At 71.4% G+C, this 16,778-nt stretch carries 18 protein-coding genes; 6 read left to right on the forward strand and 12 right to left on the reverse strand.

The window, feature by feature from the left end:
* Positions 1–32: 32 nt before the first annotated feature.
* The 3 genes from ACYU8V_RS18575 to ACYU8V_RS18585 form a co-directional block, all read right to left on the reverse strand.
* Positions 33–491, reverse strand: a complete 459-nt coding sequence (locus ACYU8V_RS18575; protein WP_460849438.1) for a hypothetical protein — start codon at positions 489–491, stop codon at positions 33–35.
* Positions 488–2,326: a hypothetical protein gene (locus ACYU8V_RS18580; RefSeq protein WP_460849439.1), complete on the reverse strand. Its 1,839-nt coding sequence runs from the start codon at positions 2,324–2,326 to the stop codon at positions 488–490. Before ACYU8V_RS18580 ends, ACYU8V_RS18575 begins: the two co-directional genes overlap by 4 nt.
* A 124-nt stretch (positions 2,327–2,450) precedes the next feature.
* Positions 2,451–4,961, reverse strand: a complete 2,511-nt coding sequence (locus tag ACYU8V_RS18585) for a WD40/YVTN/BNR-like repeat-containing protein (protein WP_460849440.1) — start codon at positions 4,959–4,961, stop codon at positions 2,451–2,453.
* A 168-nt stretch (positions 4,962–5,129) separates the two neighbouring features.
* Here ACYU8V_RS18585 and ACYU8V_RS18590 point away from each other — a divergent pair, with 168 nt between their 5' ends.
* Complete coding sequence (locus tag ACYU8V_RS18590) at positions 5,130–5,459, forward strand: lipopolysaccharide assembly protein LapA domain-containing protein (RefSeq protein ID WP_460849441.1); 330 nt, start codon at positions 5,130–5,132, stop codon at positions 5,457–5,459.
* Between the two features lie 5 nt (positions 5,460–5,464).
* Here ACYU8V_RS18590 and ACYU8V_RS18595 read toward each other — a convergent pair whose 3' ends face one another.
* Positions 5,465–5,929 (reverse strand): phage tail protein, encoded by a 465-nt coding sequence (locus ACYU8V_RS18595; RefSeq protein ID WP_460849443.1) that lies wholly within the window; start codon positions 5,927–5,929, stop codon positions 5,465–5,467.
* A 239-nt stretch (positions 5,930–6,168) separates the two neighbouring features.
* Between ACYU8V_RS18595 and ACYU8V_RS18600 the strand changes: the two genes are divergently transcribed.
* Positions 6,169–6,537 carry a hypothetical protein gene (locus tag ACYU8V_RS18600; protein WP_460849444.1) on the forward strand — a complete coding sequence of 123 codons (369 nt, stop codon included), beginning with the start codon at positions 6,169–6,171 and terminating at the stop codon, positions 6,535–6,537.
* Between the two features lie 7 nt (positions 6,538–6,544).
* Here the strand turns inward: ACYU8V_RS18600 and ACYU8V_RS18605 are convergent, their stop codons facing one another.
* The 4 genes from ACYU8V_RS18605 to mca are packed head-to-tail and all read right to left on the reverse strand — an operon-like array spanning position 6,545 to position 8,769.
* Entirely contained in the window at positions 6,545–6,913 is a 369-nt protein-coding gene (locus tag ACYU8V_RS18605) for an MmcQ/YjbR family DNA-binding protein (protein ID WP_460849446.1), read from the reverse strand.
* 46 nt (positions 6,914–6,959) lie between these two features.
* Positions 6,960–7,607, reverse strand: coding sequence for a LysE family translocator (locus ACYU8V_RS18610; protein WP_460849448.1), 648 nt, complete (start codon positions 7,605–7,607; stop codon positions 6,960–6,962).
* Between the two features lie 3 nt (positions 7,608–7,610).
* Positions 7,611–7,868 carry a hypothetical protein gene (locus ACYU8V_RS18615; RefSeq protein WP_460849449.1) on the reverse strand — a complete coding sequence of 86 codons (258 nt, stop codon included), beginning with the start codon at positions 7,866–7,868 and terminating at the stop codon, positions 7,611–7,613.
* 4 nt (positions 7,869–7,872) lie between these two features.
* Entirely contained in the window at positions 7,873–8,769 is an 897-nt protein-coding gene (gene mca, locus ACYU8V_RS18620; RefSeq protein ID WP_460849451.1) for a mycothiol conjugate amidase Mca, read from the reverse strand.
* Between the two features lie 41 nt (positions 8,770–8,810).
* On the opposite strand from mca, the gene ACYU8V_RS18625 reads away from it, so the two are divergent.
* From ACYU8V_RS18625 to greA, 3 genes are all read left to right on the forward strand, one after another.
* Positions 8,811–9,224 (forward strand): DUF4307 domain-containing protein, encoded by a 414-nt coding sequence (locus ACYU8V_RS18625; RefSeq protein ID WP_460849452.1) that lies wholly within the window; start codon positions 8,811–8,813, stop codon positions 9,222–9,224.
* A gap of 78 nt (positions 9,225–9,302) precedes the next feature.
* Entirely contained in the window at positions 9,303–11,351 is a 2,049-nt protein-coding gene (locus tag ACYU8V_RS18630; protein WP_460849453.1) for a hypothetical protein, read from the forward strand.
* A 107-nt stretch (positions 11,352–11,458) separates the two neighbouring features.
* Positions 11,459–11,959 (forward strand): transcription elongation factor GreA, encoded by a 501-nt coding sequence (gene greA, locus ACYU8V_RS18635; RefSeq protein ID WP_460849455.1) that lies wholly within the window; start codon positions 11,459–11,461, stop codon positions 11,957–11,959.
* Positions 11,960–11,962: 3 nt separating this feature from the next.
* Here greA and ilvA read toward each other — a convergent pair whose 3' ends face one another.
* Genes ilvA through ACYU8V_RS18655 form a run of 4 tightly spaced genes read right to left on the reverse strand, consistent with a single transcriptional unit; the run spans position 11,963 to position 16,085 of the window.
* A complete protein-coding gene (gene ilvA, locus ACYU8V_RS18640) occupies positions 11,963–13,177 on the reverse strand; it encodes a threonine ammonia-lyase (protein ID WP_460849456.1) in 1,215 nt (404 codons plus the stop codon).
* Positions 13,170–14,456, reverse strand: a complete 1,287-nt coding sequence (locus ACYU8V_RS18645) for an AI-2E family transporter (protein ID WP_460849459.1) — start codon at positions 14,454–14,456, stop codon at positions 13,170–13,172. The genes ilvA and ACYU8V_RS18645 overlap by 8 nt, the downstream gene beginning before the upstream one ends.
* A complete protein-coding gene (locus ACYU8V_RS18650) occupies positions 14,453–15,625 on the reverse strand; it encodes a cystathionine gamma-synthase (RefSeq protein ID WP_460849460.1) in 1,173 nt (390 codons plus the stop codon). Before ACYU8V_RS18650 ends, ACYU8V_RS18645 begins: the two co-directional genes overlap by 4 nt.
* A 10-nt stretch (positions 15,626–15,635) precedes the next feature.
* Complete coding sequence (locus ACYU8V_RS18655; RefSeq protein ID WP_460849462.1) at positions 15,636–16,085, reverse strand: hypothetical protein; 450 nt, start codon at positions 16,083–16,085, stop codon at positions 15,636–15,638.
* A gap of 44 nt (positions 16,086–16,129) precedes the next feature.
* On the opposite strand from ACYU8V_RS18655, the gene msrA reads away from it, so the two are divergent.
* Entirely contained in the window at positions 16,130–16,774 is a 645-nt protein-coding gene (gene msrA / locus ACYU8V_RS18660) for a peptide-methionine (S)-S-oxide reductase MsrA (RefSeq protein ID WP_460849463.1), read from the forward strand.
* Positions 16,775–16,778: the final 4 nt, after the last annotated feature.

A 16,778-nucleotide genomic window follows, 5' to 3' on the forward strand; every position in this document is an offset into this window, starting at 1 on the left:
CCTCGCCTGACCTCGCCTGACCTCGCCGAGGCTCAGTCCTTCGCCGACAGCACCTGGATCGTCGTCTCCCCCGGGCAGGTCGCCGACTCGCGGATGGCCCACCGGCCGTGGAAGCCGTTGCCGGACCACTCGGCCTCGGCGTCGTGCTCCTCGGTCTCCCCACCGGTCACCGTGAACCCCGCGGTCGCGACCGGCCCGTTGAGGAAGGCCAGCACGTCCTTGAACGGCAGCTTCGAGATCGCCGTGACGACCGTCCCGTCGCCGCCGCGATCCTCGGCGTGGAAGACCACGCTGCGCTGCGGGAACGGGTACGCCGGCGGGAACCCGGCCGGGTAGGGCGTCGCCGCCGCGGTGGCGTCGGCGTAGCAGGTGGCGAGGTCGGCGGCCGTGCCCAGGGACTGCGCGTCGGCGTCGTGGTCCTCGTCGCCGCACCCCGCGGACAGGGCGAGGACGGCGGCCGCCGCCGCGACCGCCGCCAGCTCTCGGATCACCGCTTCTTCGTCTTCTTCGTCGCGGTGGTGGTCGCCGGGTCGAAGGCGGACAGGAGCGTCAAACCACTGCTCTGCCGCGCGATCGTCGCGTACGCCGCCTGCGCGTCGGCCGGGCCGGCGCCGGATGTCTCGCCGGTGTTCGTCACGCAGGTGTTGATGCACCCGTCGGCGTACGCCACCTCGATCCGGCCGTGGCTGTCGATGGTCGAGTCGATGAAGTCCAGCAGGTTGCGATCGCTGCCGCAGGTCGTGCCGCCGGTGCAGATCGAGCCGCGCTGGACCGGGTCGTTCGGCGTCGCGTCGGAGGTCTGCCAGGTCCGGCCGCCGTCGTACGTCGTGGACACGTAGAGGTGCCAGACGCCCTTGAAGTTCGCGGTGTCCTGGTAGTTGCCGCCGGTCGGCGTCCCGAGGAACGCGATGGCCGCGCGGTCGTCGTCACCGGCCACGACGGTCGGGAAGACGGCGTTCTGGATGCCGAACTCGGTGCCGACGGTCTGCAGGTCCACCCAGCTGTCGCCGTGGTCGTGGCTGACCGCCACGCCCGGCTTGCCGTCGGCGCCGACGTAGCCGAAGTACACCGTGCCGTTGGCACCCACCCCGACCGACGGGTCGGCGTCGCTGATGCTGGTGCCGGGCACCTTCTTGACCGCCCAGGTGGCGCCGTTGTCGCGCGAGACCACGACGGCAGCGTTGGCGCCGCAGCCGCGGTTGGGCAGGTAGACGGTGCCGTCCGGGCCGACCTTGACGTGGCCGTGGATGCCGCCGCAGTCGAGCAGGCTGTACGTCGGCACGCCGGCCCCGAAGGTCGTCCCGCCGTCGCGCGAGAGGGCGCAGAACGCGGTGGCGATGTCCTGGCTGCAGTAGTAGACGGCGTGCGGGTAGGTCGAGGTGGGCAGCGCGCCGACCCCGCTCGCGGAGTAGGGGCCGCCGCCGATCGTCTGGTGGTCGATCCCGCTCGGGATGCCGCCACCCTGGGAGGGCGCCCACGCGGCGCCGTCGTTGTCGGTGGTGCAGGTCAGCGAGTCGACCCCCGAGAGCTGGGACTCCAGCGTCCGGCCGGTGGTGTGGTCGGTCCACAGGATCGGGTCGAGGGACGTGGTGGAGCCCTGCGGGCAGCCGCTCGCGGCCTTGGCCGACACATCGCTCCACGACGCCGTCGCCGGGCTGGCCGCGTCGTCGAAGGTCGCCTTGAAGGTGGAGAGCCCCGCCTGGTACATCGTCGCGCCGGACTTCCAGCTCGTGCCGATGGAGGGCTCGCCGGCGTTGTTGGCGTCGGCGAAGCTGCTCGGGGCGGCGTACGTCGCGAAGCCCGGCGGGGTGGCCGTGCCCGGGGCCGGGTTCGCCGGCTTGTCGACCAGCGAGGCCGTCGCGGTGTAGCTGGAGCCGAGCGGCGCGAACGGCACCACCCGCACCGTGTAGTCGCCGGTGTTCGGCGCGGTCAGGATCGTCTCGGGGTCGGCGCTCGATGCGGCCGAGCTGACCAGGTTGCCCGCCGCGTCGAGCAGGTAGACGTCGAAGTCGGCCGCCGTGTTGGCCCAGCCGACCGCGATCTGGAGCTGGTGGGTGTCGCCGTACCCCGCCGGGGTCGAGAGGTGCAGCGTGAAGTCGTCGCAGGATTGCGGGACGGTGCAGTCCGGCACGCCGTTGACCTGCGCGGTCGCGTTGGCCGCGACGAACGGACCACCGGTCCAGGTCAGCGCGCCGCTGGTGTCGGTGAGGGTGCCGGAGGTGGGCGCGCTGGCGTGGCTGGAGCCGGTGACGGCGAGAGCGCCGACGGTCGCGGCGACCGAGACCAGAGCGAGGGCGCGGAAGCGCGCCGTACGAGGATCGAACATGCCGAGTCAGTCCTGTCGTGTAACCGCACGTGGTGGGGGCTACCGAAGATAACGCCGCGGGCTTCCCCACGTCACGCGTCGACCCGTCCTCCCGTGTGTCGTCGGGAGGCCGGACACCGGGCAACTATCCGAGTGCGGAGAGCGGGATCGTCCAGAGCCCGCGGCCGTGGGTCGCGACCAGCACCCGTCCGTCGGGGGTCAGGTTGAGATCCGCGGCGATCGTGTGCGGGAGACCCACACCCACGCGCTTCCACGTACCGCCGCCGAGGCCCGAGGCGAACACACCGACGTCGTCGGCCACGACGAGGTGGCTGCCGACGATCATCACGTCGTTGGCCGGCGCGTCGACGAGGTCACCGCTGATGTCGCGCCAGCAGGCACCGCCGTCGGTCGACTGGTAGATGTGGCCCACGCCGGGGTCGTCGGGCCCGACCATCCAGTGCCGCGCGTATCCCGACAGCGACAGGTAGACGTGCTGCGGGTCGGCCGGGTCGATGGCGATGCCGGTGATGTAGCGGTTCGGCACCCGATCGCACCCGGCCGGGACCGTGCCGAGGTCGAGCTGGTGCCAGCTGCCCGTGCCGGCGTTGGTGATGATGCCCCGGTTGAACCCGACCTCCGACACATAGCCCGGCCAGCACGGACCGCACCAGGAGGCGAACCCGACGCCCGATCGGACGGCGAGTGCGGTGATCGACCGACCGGCCCCGGTGTCGAACAGGGGCGACCAGTCCGCGGCCGTCGTGTGGAAGCCCTTGGTCGACCTCCAGAGGATCTCCCCACCGGCGTAGAAGTCACTCTGCACCGTGTCGTCCTGCACGAACGGCGCGATGAACAGCGGGTTCGGGTCAGCAGGTACGGCGTCCACGAACGTGCGTCCGCCATCGTTGGTCACCGCCGGCGAGAGGTCGGTGTACTCGGTCATCACGTTGTCGGCGTTGGCCGAGTCGACGACCGTCTCGCCCCCGTCACCGCCGAACGGCTCGCTGGCCTCGAGCGGGTGGAGCCTGTCGGTGCCTTCGATGAGCTTCGAGGTCCCGTTGTCCTGCAGGCCACCCCAGAACACGGTCCGGCCCGTGGCCGGGTCGGTTCCGGAGTCGGCGTAGTAGTACTGCAGGGTGCCGAGATTGCGGTTGTGGTCGGTCCAGGAGCCACCCGCGGTGTGGACGCTCGTGGGGCGCGAGTAGACGCCGCCGTCGTTGCCGATCCACACCGTGCCGTTCGCGATCGTGGCCGCGTGCTGGTCGGAGTGCGTGGTGTTCGGGCAGCCGCCGAAGTCGGTGGCGTCGGCGTTGAAGCACTTGAGCGTCAGGTTCCAGTACGGCGCCGCCGTGGTCCAGGTCTTCCCCGCGTCGGTCGTCTCGTAGACCTCCTCGAGCCCGACGTACAGGTGGTTGCCGTTCGCCGGATCGACGGCCAGGAACTGGTTGTACCAAGCCTGGACGCCGGGCTTGTATCCCGTCCCGATCGCGCCCGGCTTCTGCGCGGAGCCGCTGTTCATCAGGACCTCGGGGCTCGCGATCTGGTTGAACGGCCCGCGGACGTCGCGCGTCGACAGGTAGATGCCCTCGAGGAGCGTCCCGCCGCCGGTGTGGTTGAACGCCACCGGGTCCTCGATCATCACGTAGAGCTTGGAGCCGTCCGGTGAGTACGCGATGCTGCCGCGTCCCTGCGCCGACTGCGCGACGTAGCCCTGCGGTGCCAGCGGCCCCTTGAAGGTGCGCCCCGCGTCGTAGGAGACGTACAGCCCGTTCGTCGCGGCACCGGCACGCCACCCGCGTACGGCGAGGACCTCGCGTCCACCCGTTCCCGGACGGACCGCGACGTCGGAGACGAGGTTGAGGACCTGGGCGTTCGGCGTGCCGGTGTTCGTGTCGGGATCGCCGATGACCCGCTGCCACGTGGCGTCGGTGGGTGCCTTGCGATACAGGCCGTGGCTCGTCGCGGCGAGCAGGACGTCGCCGTCGGCGATGATCCGGTACGTCGCCGCGCCGGTCAGCTCGTCGCCGCCGACACGGCTCCAGCTCGCGCCGTGATCGGTCGAGGCGAGGATGCCGATGCCGGCGTAGGAGTCGAGGTTGATCGTCGGCTCGCCGGTGCCGGCGTACACGGTGTAGTGGCTCGGGTTCCCGTCGCTCGACGGCACGACCGCCAGCGTGCCCTCGGCCGTGGTGTCCTGGGTGTCGAAGACCGGCGTCCACTGCTGGTGGGCCGCGTCGGTCGACCGCCAGACCCCTCCGCCCGCGCCGGCCGCGTAGACGTCACCGTCCGGTGCCACGGCGACGCCGGTGATCCGGCCGGTGTTGTAGCCGCTCCCGCTCCCGCTGTTGCTGTCCTGGGAGAGGTAGCGCCGGTCGTCGGGGAGGTAGCGGTAGGGGCCCAGCTCGCTCCACGGGGTGCTGTCAATCGAGGGGACGTGATCGGCCACGGCGGCCGCCGCGGCGTAGGCCTTCGGATCGACGGTGGCCGCCGGGGCCGAGCGCGGCCCGAAGAACGTGGCCAATGAGTCGGCCAGCTCCTGCGACTCGTCGCCGTCCTGGTGCGAGACGGCCGCGTGGGCCGGCGCGAACGCCAGCCCCACTGCGACGACCGCAGCCGAGATCAGAACGAGGAAACGCCTGTTGCCCAGCTTCATGTCCCCACGACTCCCCTGCCGCCGATCATGGTCCGTCCGCTGCTCATCGTGCGCCGAAAACCCGCGGACGGCTAGGGGCTGACTAGACACCGACCCGGCGTCCGTCCTCCCTCACGCCGGCCCGCGCGCGTTGTAGCCTCCGAGCACCCGGACGAGGAGGAGTCCACGATGACCGACCGGATCTCGGACGAACACCACGAGCCCGCTCACGACCCGCTGCGCAGCTCCTGGACCAGCAAGACCTGGACCGCGGTGGTCGGGCTGGCGGTGCTGCTGGTGCTGCTGATCGTCTTCATCGCGCAGAACACCGCTGCGGTCGCCGTGCGCTTCCTGGGCTGGACCTGGCACCCGCCGCTGGCGGTCGCGCTGCTGGCCGCGGTCGCTGCGGGGCTGCTCATCGCGGTGTGCGCCGGCACGCTGCGGATCCTGCAGCTGCGCCGGCGCGTCCGGCGTACCAAGCGGGCGTCGAAGAAGGCGGCCGACCCGGTCGAGGACTGAGGCGCCTAGTAGGAGCCCTTGATCACGAAGAAGGTGCCGCGGATCTCCCCGGCCAGCTTCGACTTCTGGCGGGCGAACTTGAACTTGTCGGCGAGCTCGGCGGGCACGTCCATGCCCTGGGAGAGCTTGAAGCCGACGGCCCGCTTGCCACCGTCCTCGATCGTGTAGAGGACGTTGACCACCAGGCCCGACTCGTAGATGACGTAGGGCCACTTGATGCCCTCGACCTCGACGTCGGCGACCTCGAGCGGCGTCGACTCGATGACGATGTCGCGCTCCTCCTTGAGGATCCGCTCGATCCAGGCCAGCAGCTCGGGGTTCTCCGACGCCGGGACGGTGGTGAAGGTGTGGTCGTACTTGTTCTTGAAGTAGCGCGCCTCGTTGGCGCGCAGGCCGGCGAGTGCCTCCGCGACCGGCGAGGTCTCCAGGCCGGTCGTCGAGACGTTCACGAAGTCGACGTCGTAGGACATGAGGGCTCCTTGGGTGGATCCGATGTGTTCGCTGACTCGACGCCCGTCGGCGCACGAATGTGACACAGAGCGTCGCACGTCGTCCCACGCGTCACACGACGGACCCGTTCTCCCTCCACAGGCCGGGGCTGCCGGCGGTCTGTCCACAGGGGGTACGACGACCGGCCGCCCGGTGTCGGGCTCGGTTCCTAGCGTGCGTGGTGCCGGAGGGTCCGGCGTACTCATCTCGGGAGGCACCCATGCCCCGCTCCACCTCATCTCGATCTCGCCGGCCCGTCCGCGCGCTCGCCCTCGCCCTGGCCGCCCTGGTCGCCGGCCTCGCGCTCGGCGCCGGGCTCTCCCCCTCATCCGGCGACACCGTGCGCGCGCCGCGGATCAGCGGGCTGACCATCATCGACGTCCGTGGCAACGCCGACGACGGGTTCGACGTCCAGCACCTCAACGGCACCATCGACTACGCCGAGACGCTGTCGGAGGCGCTCGCCGAGTGCCAGGGCTACGACACCCTGCGCGCCCGCGCGCGCTGCCGCGGCCACCTCACGACCTGGTACGCCGACCTCGGCAAGCAGCAGCAGACCATCCGCTACTACCAGCGGCTGCTCGACTGAGCCGGCGTCAGGCGGGCCGCTCCACGAGGGCGACCAGCTTGGCGGGCGCCTGCAGGCAGTAGGACTCGGTGAGCAGCTCGCCCACCTCGACCCAGTCGGTGGCGTCGTCGAGCAGCAGCCCGACGACGTTGCCGCCCCACTCGGTCTTGAAGTACGGCGCGCCCAGGTGCGCGAACGCCATCACCTCGTCGGGCTCGGCGCGGAAGATCACCCGGAACAGCTGGTCCTCGCCGCCGAAGACGTGGGCGATCGTCGCCTGCCCCACGCGCCAGCGCAGACCCACCCACGCCGACTCCTCGTGGACCTGCGGCAGCGGCTCGAGCACCGCACGGATCCGCTCGACCATGTCGAGAGGGACATCGGGACGCTCCGCCACGGGGCCAACCTGTCACACGCCACCGACAGCCGGCGGCCGACCCGGGTCAGTGGTTCGGCTGGCCGGTCACCGCGAGGCCGACGCCGAGACCGATCATCGACGTACCGCCGACCGCGCCGAGGCGCTGCACCCGCTTCGGCGAGCGGGCGAACCAGTCGCGGGCCCGACCCGCGACCAGCGCCCACACCGAGTCGCTGAGCAGGCCGATCACGACCGCGATCCAGCCGAGCATCAGCATCTGCTGGGCCGCGGGCGGCGCGCCCGCCGAGCGGTCCAGGAAGGGAGGAAGGAGCGCGGCGAAGATCATGAAGCCCTTGGGATTGCTCACCCCGACCACGAATCCCTGCCGGGCCGCCCGCCAGGGCGTCATCGGCCCGCGCTCACCGGAGGTGGTCAACTGCACCTGCTTGCGGTGGCGCCAGGCCTGGACGCCCAGGTAGACCAGGTACGCCGCGCCGACCAGCTTGATCGTCATGAAGACCGCGTCGGAGGTGGCCACGATCGTGCCGAGACCGCCGACGACCATGCACATGACCGCGGTCAGGCCGCTGGTGTTGCCGACGACCGTCGCGAGCGCCACCTTGGGGCCGTAGCTGATCGCCCGGCCGATCGCGAACAGCACGCTCGGCCCCGGGATGACGATGACGACGAAGGCGGCCAGGGCGAACCCGGCCAGCTGGTCCAGGCCGACCACGGATCAGGCCTCGGCGTCGTGCTTCGTGGGTGACTCGTACTGCTCGTAGTCGGCCTTCTCGCGCGCCATCTGGTCCGCGACGTCCTGGCCGAACACCCCGGCGGCCTTCGCCTTCTCGACCTTCTTCAGCTGCCGGGTGAAGCTCCAGCAGATGAACGCCGTGGCCGCGATCAGCAGGATGAAGACCGCGAACCCGAGCGGCCCCGCGACGACCGAGTTGTCCGGCGGGGGCGTGGCGGGGGCGGCAGTCAGGGTGAACACGCCCTCATTCTCCCACTTCGACGGTGATCCCGGCGAACAGGTCGTCCTCGGGGGTCGGGCTCGTGACGTGAGTGGTGACCAGCTCGTAGTCCTCGGTCGGCCACACCTTCTCCTGGATCTCCCGCGGTACGGCGAACCAGAACCCGTCCGGGTCGATCTGGGTGGCGTGGGCGAGCAGGGCCTGGTCGCGCACGCCGAAGTACTCCGCGCAGGGCACCTTGGTGGTGATCCGCGCGTCCCACTCCGGGTCGGGCTTCCAGTCCTTGAGCCGCTCCTCCCACGGCGACTCCAGGCCGTGCTCGACCATCGCGTCGTGCAGCGCCTGTATCCGCGGCCGGTTGAAGCCGTGGTGGAAGTAGAGCTTCTGCGTCTGCCACGCCTCCCCCAGCTCCGGCTCGTACGCCGGATCGGCGGCCTTCTCGAAGGCGTAGACCGACACCTCGTGGCACTTGATGTGGTCAGGGTGGGGGTAGCCGCCGTTCTCGTCGTACGTCGTCATCACGTGCGGGCGGAAGCTGCGCACCAGCCGGATCAGCGGGCGGGCCGCCTCCTCCAGCGGCACCAGGCCGAAGCAGCCCTCCGGCAGCGGCGGCTTGTTGCCGTCCTCGTCGGGCTCGGGCCAGCCGGAGTCGACGAAGCCCAGCCAGTCCTGGGTGACACCGAGGATGTCGCGGGCCCGCTCCATCTCCTGGCGGCGGATCTCGTGGATGTTCTCCAGGATCCCGGGCCGGTCCATCTTCGGGTTGAGGATCGAGCCGCGCTCGCCACCGGTGCAGGTGACGACGTGGACGTCGACGCCCTCGGCGACGTACCGCGCCGTCGACGCCGCACCCTTGCTGGACTCGTCGTCGGGGTGGGCGTGCACGTGCATCAGACGCAGACCGGTGCGCTCGGTGGGCATGCGCACGAGATTAGTGCCGGAGGCCATGCCACCATGAACCCGTGAGCAGCACGCCCGATTCCCTGGCTCAGCGCTACGGCAGGCCGTCGGGCACGAGCCGGCTCGTCGTGGCCGTGGTCGTCGGCCTGGTCGTGATCGCCCTGGTGGCCTGGCTGGTGTGGGCCATCTCCGGGAACTCCGACCCCGCGGTGTCCTCGGCGGAGGGGCCCAAGGGCCACGGCACGCACCAGGCCTGGATCGAGTACCAGGTGAGCTACGGAGACGGGCCGGTCGACGCCACCTGCACGGCCCGCGCGCTCGCCAGCGACGGCGAGGAGGTCGGGCGAACGAGCGTGACCCCGCCCCGCGACGCGAAGCCGAACCAGCTCTACCGGATCACCTTCACGACCACCCGTGAGGCCGCGTCGGTCGAGTGGCTGGGCTGTACGGCGCCGGGCCAGCCCCGCCCCCGCTGAAGTTCGGGGGGACATCCGGCACGGATGGGGTGAGAATGAGCGCAGAGCCGACCTCTCGGGATGTCCCTGGGAGTCACCATGCGCCGTCTGATCGCCTTGCTCGCCGGCCTGCAGCTCGTGCTCGCGTTCGGCCTGATCGCAACCGCACCGACCGCCGACGCCACCTCCTCGCTGTGGAGCACGACCAGCGTGTCGGCGTCCGCCTACTACGTCTGCTGCCAACCGGTCCACCTGACTCCCAAGTGCGCGAGCGGCTCGACGCCCATCACTGCCGGATGGGTGGTCGACGCGGGCGCGAACGACGTGCGCCGGCTGACCGAGTACGTCAACTTCGGTGACGGCGGGTCCTACGACCTGCTGCTGGACGCCAGCAACGCCTCGTTCACCACACCGATCCACGTGGTCGCGACGGTGGTCTGCCTGAGATCGAGCGCGTTCTCCAGTTCCGTGCTCAAGGTCGGAACCTTCACCACCGGGAGCAACGACATCGCCACGGGCACGGTGCAGTGCGACCCCGGATGGACGGCCCTCACCGGCAGCGTGGACCCGACCGGCTCCGGCGGCACCACGCTCACCTCCACGCCCAGCAACGGCGGGACGGCCTGGACGGCGCGGACGTGGAGCAGCGACGTGGGCTCCAACAACTACCTGTTCGTGCACTGCGTACCGACCGCGAACATCCCCGGCCCGCGCTGGGTCACGCATTCGGATGCTGCCGGATGGGGATCCGGGGCGTCTGCCAGCTGCGCCGCCGGCATGCGGCCGATCGCGGGCGGCACCTATCACTCCGGTGGGGACAGCGGCGCGATCAGTGTCGACTCGCACCCCACCAGCACCGGCTGGTCGTCGGTGACCGAGACCCTCAACGGCGGCACCATCACCACGAGCGTCCTGTGCGTGCCCTCGGCCGACCCACACGTCAACCTCTCCAGCTACACGACCCCCGCGGCCAACTCCAACACCGTGCACTGGGACTTCACCGTCACCGACCCCGCGGCGGGCAGCGGGTTCACCACCGTCGTGAAGTGCCAGCTCCTGCACGGGGTCGGCAACGTCGGAGTGATCGACGAGGACTGGTGGCAACCGTGCTCCTCGCCGGTCGAGCGGGCGAACCGGGTCGACGGCTGGAACCAGCTCAACGTCGTGGCGACCACCAGCGACGGCCGCGAGTACATCGACTCCGACAGCATCCTCGTCGACACGACGCCGCCGGTCGTCACCTTCGACGACCCGGCGGGCAAGGCGTACGGCAGCCAGGCACCGTCGATCCCCGTCCACGCGACCGACAACTTCTACCTCCAGGACCTGACGTGCTCCGTCGACGGCGCCGCGGCGACGACCTGCGGGAACAGCACCCAAGGCGCCAAGCTGCTCGCCCTCACCGGCCTGTCCGACGGCACGCACACGCTGCACGTGACGGCGACCGACTCCAAGACGAACACGGCCGGATTCGACGACGTCTTCAAGGTCGATACGACCGCACCGGCAGCCGCGCTCACCGCGCCCACGAGCCGGGTCACCGTCGCCACGCGGGTCGGTCTGGCCTGGAGCGGCAGCGACGCGGTGGCCGGGATCGCGAGCTGGGGCAGTGAGTGGGAGAGCTCTCCCTACAACGCCGACTTCGGCGCCTGGACCGGGACGGCCACCTCGCCCGAGACGGCGACCGGTCGCAGCGTCGGGTCGCTGGCCCGCGGATCGACGTACTGCTTCCACGTGGACGCGACCGACGCGGCCGGCAACACCTCGGCCTGGTCGGCGGCGCGGTGCACCGCCATCCCCCTCGACGACCGCGACCTCGCCGCCTCCAGCGGTTGGGCGAGGTCCGCGCCGAGGGGCTGGTTCAACGGTACGGCGCTCACGACGACCCACCACGGGGCGTCGCTCGCGCTCACCGGGGTCACTCTCGACCGCGTGGCCCTGGTGGCGCGCAAGTGCGCGACCTGCGGCGTGGTCGGCGTGTACGTCGGCGGGGTGCGCATCGCCCGCATCGACCTGCACTCCGGGACCTCGGCGCGCCGGACCATCACCCTGCCGGCCTTCTCGCTGCGCACCGCGACGGTCTCGGTCAAGGTGCTGTCCTCGGGCAAGACGGTGCAAGTCGACGCTGTCGCGGTCAGCCGCGTCTGACGCTCCCGTCGGGCCCGGATGTAGACTTACCCCTCCGCCGCCCGAGGGACAGCCCCGGGCGGTGATCCTTTATGAGCATCACCCGAACCGACCGCAGGAGGCCCCCGATGACGCAGACCGAGCATGGCAAGGTCGCGCTGACCCAGGACGCCTACGACAAGCTGAAGGCCGAGCTGGACCACCTCAAGGGCCCCCGCCGCGCCGAGATCGTCGCCGAGATCAGCGCCGCCCGTGACGAGGGCGACCTGAAGGAGAACGGCGGCTACCACGCCGCTCGCGAGGAGCAGGGCAAGAACGAGGGCCGCATCGCGCAGCTCCAGGAGATGATCGAGCGCGCCGAGATCGTCGCCCCGCCCGCCGACGACGGCGTGGTCGAGCCGGGCATGGTCGTCACCTACAAGTTCGAGGGCGACGACGATGACGAGGCCGAGACCTTCCTGCTGATCGGCGCCCGCGAGGGTGCGCCGTCCGACATCGCGGTCTACACCCCCGAGGCGCCGCTGGGTGCGGCCATCAACGGCCACAGCAAGGGCGAGACCGTCTCCTACGAGGTCAACGGCAAGACCCAGACCGTCATCATCCTCGACGCCAAGCCGTACGGCGCGTAGGCGCTACTGACCCACCACGAAGCCGTGCTCGCGCACCCGCGCGAGCACGGCTTCGGCGTGCTCGGGGCCGCGGGTCTCGAGCTGCAGGTGCACCACGACCTCGCCGACGTGCAGCGAGGGCGAGACGCGCTCGTGGGCGACCTCGAGGACGTTCGCCCCGGCGTCGGCGATCTCGCGGAGCAGCCCGACGAGCCCGCCCGGGACGTCCGGGATGTGCACGTCGACGCTCAGGTAGCGCCCCGCGGCGGCCATGCCGTGCTGGATGACCTTGCCCAGCAGGAGCGGGTCGATGTTGCCGCCGGACAGCACCACCACGACCGGTCCGGGCAGCCGCTCACCGGCGTCGAGCAGGTCGGCGAGCCCGGCCGCGGCGGCCGCACCGGCGGCCTCGACGACCAGCTTCTCGCGCTCGACCAGGGCGAGCACGCCGCGTGACAGCGACTCCTCGGAGACGGTGCGGATCTGATCGACGTACGCCTCGACGAGCGGGAGGGTGAACGCTCCCGGCCGGCCGACGGCGATGCCGTCGGCCATCGTCGACATCCGGTCGAGCCGGATCGGGTGACCGGCGTCGAGCGACGGCGGGATGGCCGCGGCGCCGGCGGCCTGGACCCCGATCACGCGCGTCCCGGGGCGCCGACCCTTGACAGCCAGCGCCACGCCGGCGAGCAGCCCGCCGCCGCCGGCCGGCACCAGCACCGTCGCGACGTCCGGGCACTGCTCGACGACCTCGAGCCCGAGGGTGCCCTGCCCGGCCACGATGTCGGCGTGGTCGAAGGGGTGGATGAGGGTCGCGCCGGTCTCGTCGGCCCGCGCCTGCGCGAGCGTGAGGCAGTCCTCGAGGGTGGGACCGCCGAAGACGATGTCGGCGCCGTACGCCCTGGTCGCGCGCTCCTTCGGCAGGGGCGCGCCGTCGGGCATGAAGACCGTGGCGGGGATGCCGTGCTGCTGGGCGGCCAGCGCGACGCCCTGCGCGTGGTTGCCCGCGGACGCCGCGACCACGCCACGAGCGCGGACCTCCGGCGACAGCCGGGCGATCCGCACGGCAGCACCGCGCACCTTGAAGGAGCCGGTGCGCTGGAGGTTCTCGCACTTGAGCCAGACCGGGACGCCGGCGAGCTGGCTGAGCCAGCGGGACTCGTGCATCGGCGTACGCACGGCGACGGAGTCGACCAGGGGCCGCACCGCCTCGATCTCCGCGAGGCCGAAGTCAGGCATCGGGAGCTCCCTCCGGGACGGGTTCGGGGTCGTCGGGCGTGCCGGCGAGCTCGGCGAGGTGGAGCACCACCGCGTTCCCCGCGGCAGCCAGAGGTACGGCGACCAGGGCACCCGCGACGCCCGCGACGAGCACGCCGCTGGCGATCGCCACGATCACGCCGAGCGGGTGCAGCGAGACCCACCGGCCCATCAGGAACGGCTGCAGGACGTGACCCTCGAGCTGCTGGACGCCGATGACGACGGCCGCCATGAGGGCGGCGGTGAGCGGGCCGCGGTCGACGAGCGCGACCAGGACGGCGACGGTCCCGGCGACGGTCGCTCCGATCATCGGCACGAACGCACCGAGGAATACCAGGACGCCGATCGCCAGGACGAACGGCACCTTCAGGATCCCCGCGCCGATGGCCACGCCGAGCGCGTCGACGAGCGCCACGATGACGGTCGCCCGCACGAACTGGACCAGCGACAGCCACGCCACCTGGCCCGAGCTGTCCACCCGAGCCCGGGCCGCGCGCGGCGCGATACGGACGATCCAGGTCCAGATCTGGCGGCCGTCGGCGAGGAAGAAGTACGTCGCGAACAGGGTGATGAAGAAGGCCGCGAGGACGTGCCCGAGGGCCGACCCCAGCTCGGTGACGCGGCCGAGGACCTGCCCGCCCTCGGACTGCTTGGTGATGGTGTCCTGGGCCTTCTGGATCCAGTCGTTGATCTGGCTGTCGCTGGCGTGCAGCGGCCCGGTCTGCAACCAGCTGCGCACCTCGCCGAGACCCTTGACCGTCGAGTCGGCCAGGTCGGCCGCACCGTTCGCGACCTGCTGGCCGGCGAAGGTCAGCAGCGCGACGACCGTCGCGATGCCGAGCAGGACGACGATGAGGGCGGCCACCCCGCGCGGCACGCGCAGCCGCTCGAGGTGGGCGACCGACGGCGCCGCGAGGGCACTGACCAGGAGCGCCACCGCGATCGGGACCGTGACCAGCGCGAAGAAGGCGACCAACTGCAGCAGGACGTAGAGGGCGCCGCCGATGATCAGCAGCCGCCAGGCCCAGCTGGCGGCGAGGTCGAGACCGTGCGGCACCGAGGCCGGGCGCAGGTCGGACGGGCCCGTGGTGATGATCGGCACCTCGCGCTCGCGTTCGCGCTGGTGCCAGAGCTGCGCGAAGCGCCGGATCAGGTCGCGTTCGCGGCGGTCTCCAGGCTGCTCAGGATCCGGATCCGGGTCGGACGCGGGGTCGGGTTCCGGCGGGGGTGGGGCGTCCGGCTCCGGTTCCGGCTCGCTCATCCCAGGGCCTGCTCGAGATCGGCGATCAGGTCCTCCGCGGTCTCGATGCCGACGCTGAGCCGCACCAGGTCGGCCGGCACCTCCAGCTCGGTGCCCGCGACGCTGGCGTGCGTCATCCGGCCCGGGTGCTCGATGAGGGACTCCACGCCGCCCAGCGACTCGCCCAGGGTGAACACCTGGGTGGCGGCGCAGACGGCGAGCGCCTTCTCCTCGCCGCCGTGGACCCGGAAGGACACCATCCCGCCGAAGCGCCGCATCTGCCGCTGGGCGATCTCGTGGCCCGGGTGGGTCTCGAGGCCCGGGTAGATGACCTCGCCGACGGCGGGGTGGGAGCAGAGGAAGTCGACGACCCTCTCGGCGTTGTCGCAGTGCCGGTCCATGCGCAGCGCCAGCGTCTTCAGGCCGCGCAGGGTCAGCCAGGCGTCGAACGGCCCCGCCACGGCGCCGATGGCGTTCTGGTGGTAGCCGATCCGCTCGGCGATCCTCGGGTCGCTGGTGACGAGGGCCCCGCCGACGACGTCGGAGTGGCCGCCGGCGTACTTGGTCGTGGAGTGGACGACGACGTCGGCGCCCAGCGCGAGCGGCTGCTGGAGGTACGACGACGCGAACGTGTTGTCCACGACGAGCACCGCGCCGGCGGCGTGGGCGATCTCGGCGATGCCGGCGATGTCTCCGATGTTGAGCAGCGGGTTCGTGGGCGTCTCGACCCACACCAGCTTGGTGCGGCCGGGGCGGATGGCCTCGGCCACCGCCGCCACGTCGGTGAGGTCGGCGGGGCTGTGCTCGATGCCCCAGGCCTGCTCGACCTTGTCGAAGAGACGGAAGGTGCCGCCGTACGCGTCGTTGGGCAGCACGACGTGGTCGCCGGGCGTGCACAGCGAGCGGACCAGGGTGTCCTCGGCGGCGAGCCCGGAGGCGAACGCGAAGCCGTGCGTGCCGCCCTCGAGGGCGGCGAGGGTGGACTCCAGGGCGGTGCGGGTGGGGTTGGCGGAGCGGCTGTACTCATAGCCTCCGCGCAGCCCGCCGACGCCGTCCTGGGCGTAGGTCGAGGTGGCGTAGATGGGCGGGATCACCGCACCGGTGGTGGGGTCCGGCTCGTAGCCGGAGTGGATCGCGCGGGTCTCGAACCCGGCCCCGTCGAAGTCATGGGAGAGGTCGCGGTCGGTCACCCCGGCGAGCCTACCCAGGTGGGGTCGCGGGTGGTGGACCCCAGCGCCCCACGACGCCCGCGCCGACCAGGAGGACGGCCGCGAGCGGCAGCTCGTACGGCGCCGCCTCGAACCACAGGTGGGTCGAGGGCAGCCGCACCATCGTGCGCAGGAAGCCCTCGTTGTCGAGGACGAACCACGCGAACGGGAGCACGCCGTACAGGACCCCCGCGACCACGGGCCCCACGCCGGAGACCCGGCCGCAGGCCGCGACGAGGATGAGCAGCACGCACGCCGTACCGATCAGGGCGACGTCCTTGACGGTGTCGCTGCGGCCCACGGCGATGAGGACGTTCACGCGCCGCATGTAGTCGTCCGCGCCGAAGTCGAGGAGGGCGAGCGCGATCGGGGTGATCAGCAGGCAGAAGCCGAGGCTGATCAGGTGTCGCAGCCCCATCGGCAGCTCGCGCCATCGACCCATGGCTCCACCATGCCAGCACTTGCGCAGACGGGGAGAATGGAGGGGTGTTCGCCTCCCGCAAGACCCAGATGATCGACCCGACCAGCGCCCTGCCGGGCCGCGCCGACTACCCGTTCCCGGTGCCGGCGGAGAACATCGTGCTGCACACCCCCCTCGTCACCGACCCGCCGCCGGACGGGCTGGAGGTCGCGGAGTTCGGGCTGGGCTGCTTCTGGGGCGCCGAGGAGATCTTCTGGCAGAAGCCGGGCGTGTGGTCCACCTCGGTCGGGTACGCCGGCGGCTTCACCCCGCACCCGACGTACGAGGAGGTGTGCACGGGCCGCACCGGCCACACCGAGGCCGTGCGCGTCGTCTTCGACCCCCAGGTCGTCTCGTACGCCGATCTGGTCAAGCAGTTCTTCGAGGTCCACGACCCGACCCAGGGCATGCGCCAGGGCAACGACATCGGCACCCAGTACCGCTCGGCGATCTTCTTCCGCTCCCCCGAGCAGGAGCAGACCGCGCGCGAGCTGACCAAGATCTACGGCGACGAGATCGCGCGCCGCGGGTACGGCGAGATCACCACCGAGATCTCCCCCGCCGGCGAGTACTTCTACGCCGAGCCGGTCCACCAGCAGTACCTCCACAAGAACCCGCACGGCTACCGCTGCCACGCCAACACCGGCATCCCCTTCCCGCAGGAGGCATAGCCCG

The organism is Nocardioides ultimimeridianus, assembly GCF_054777895.1.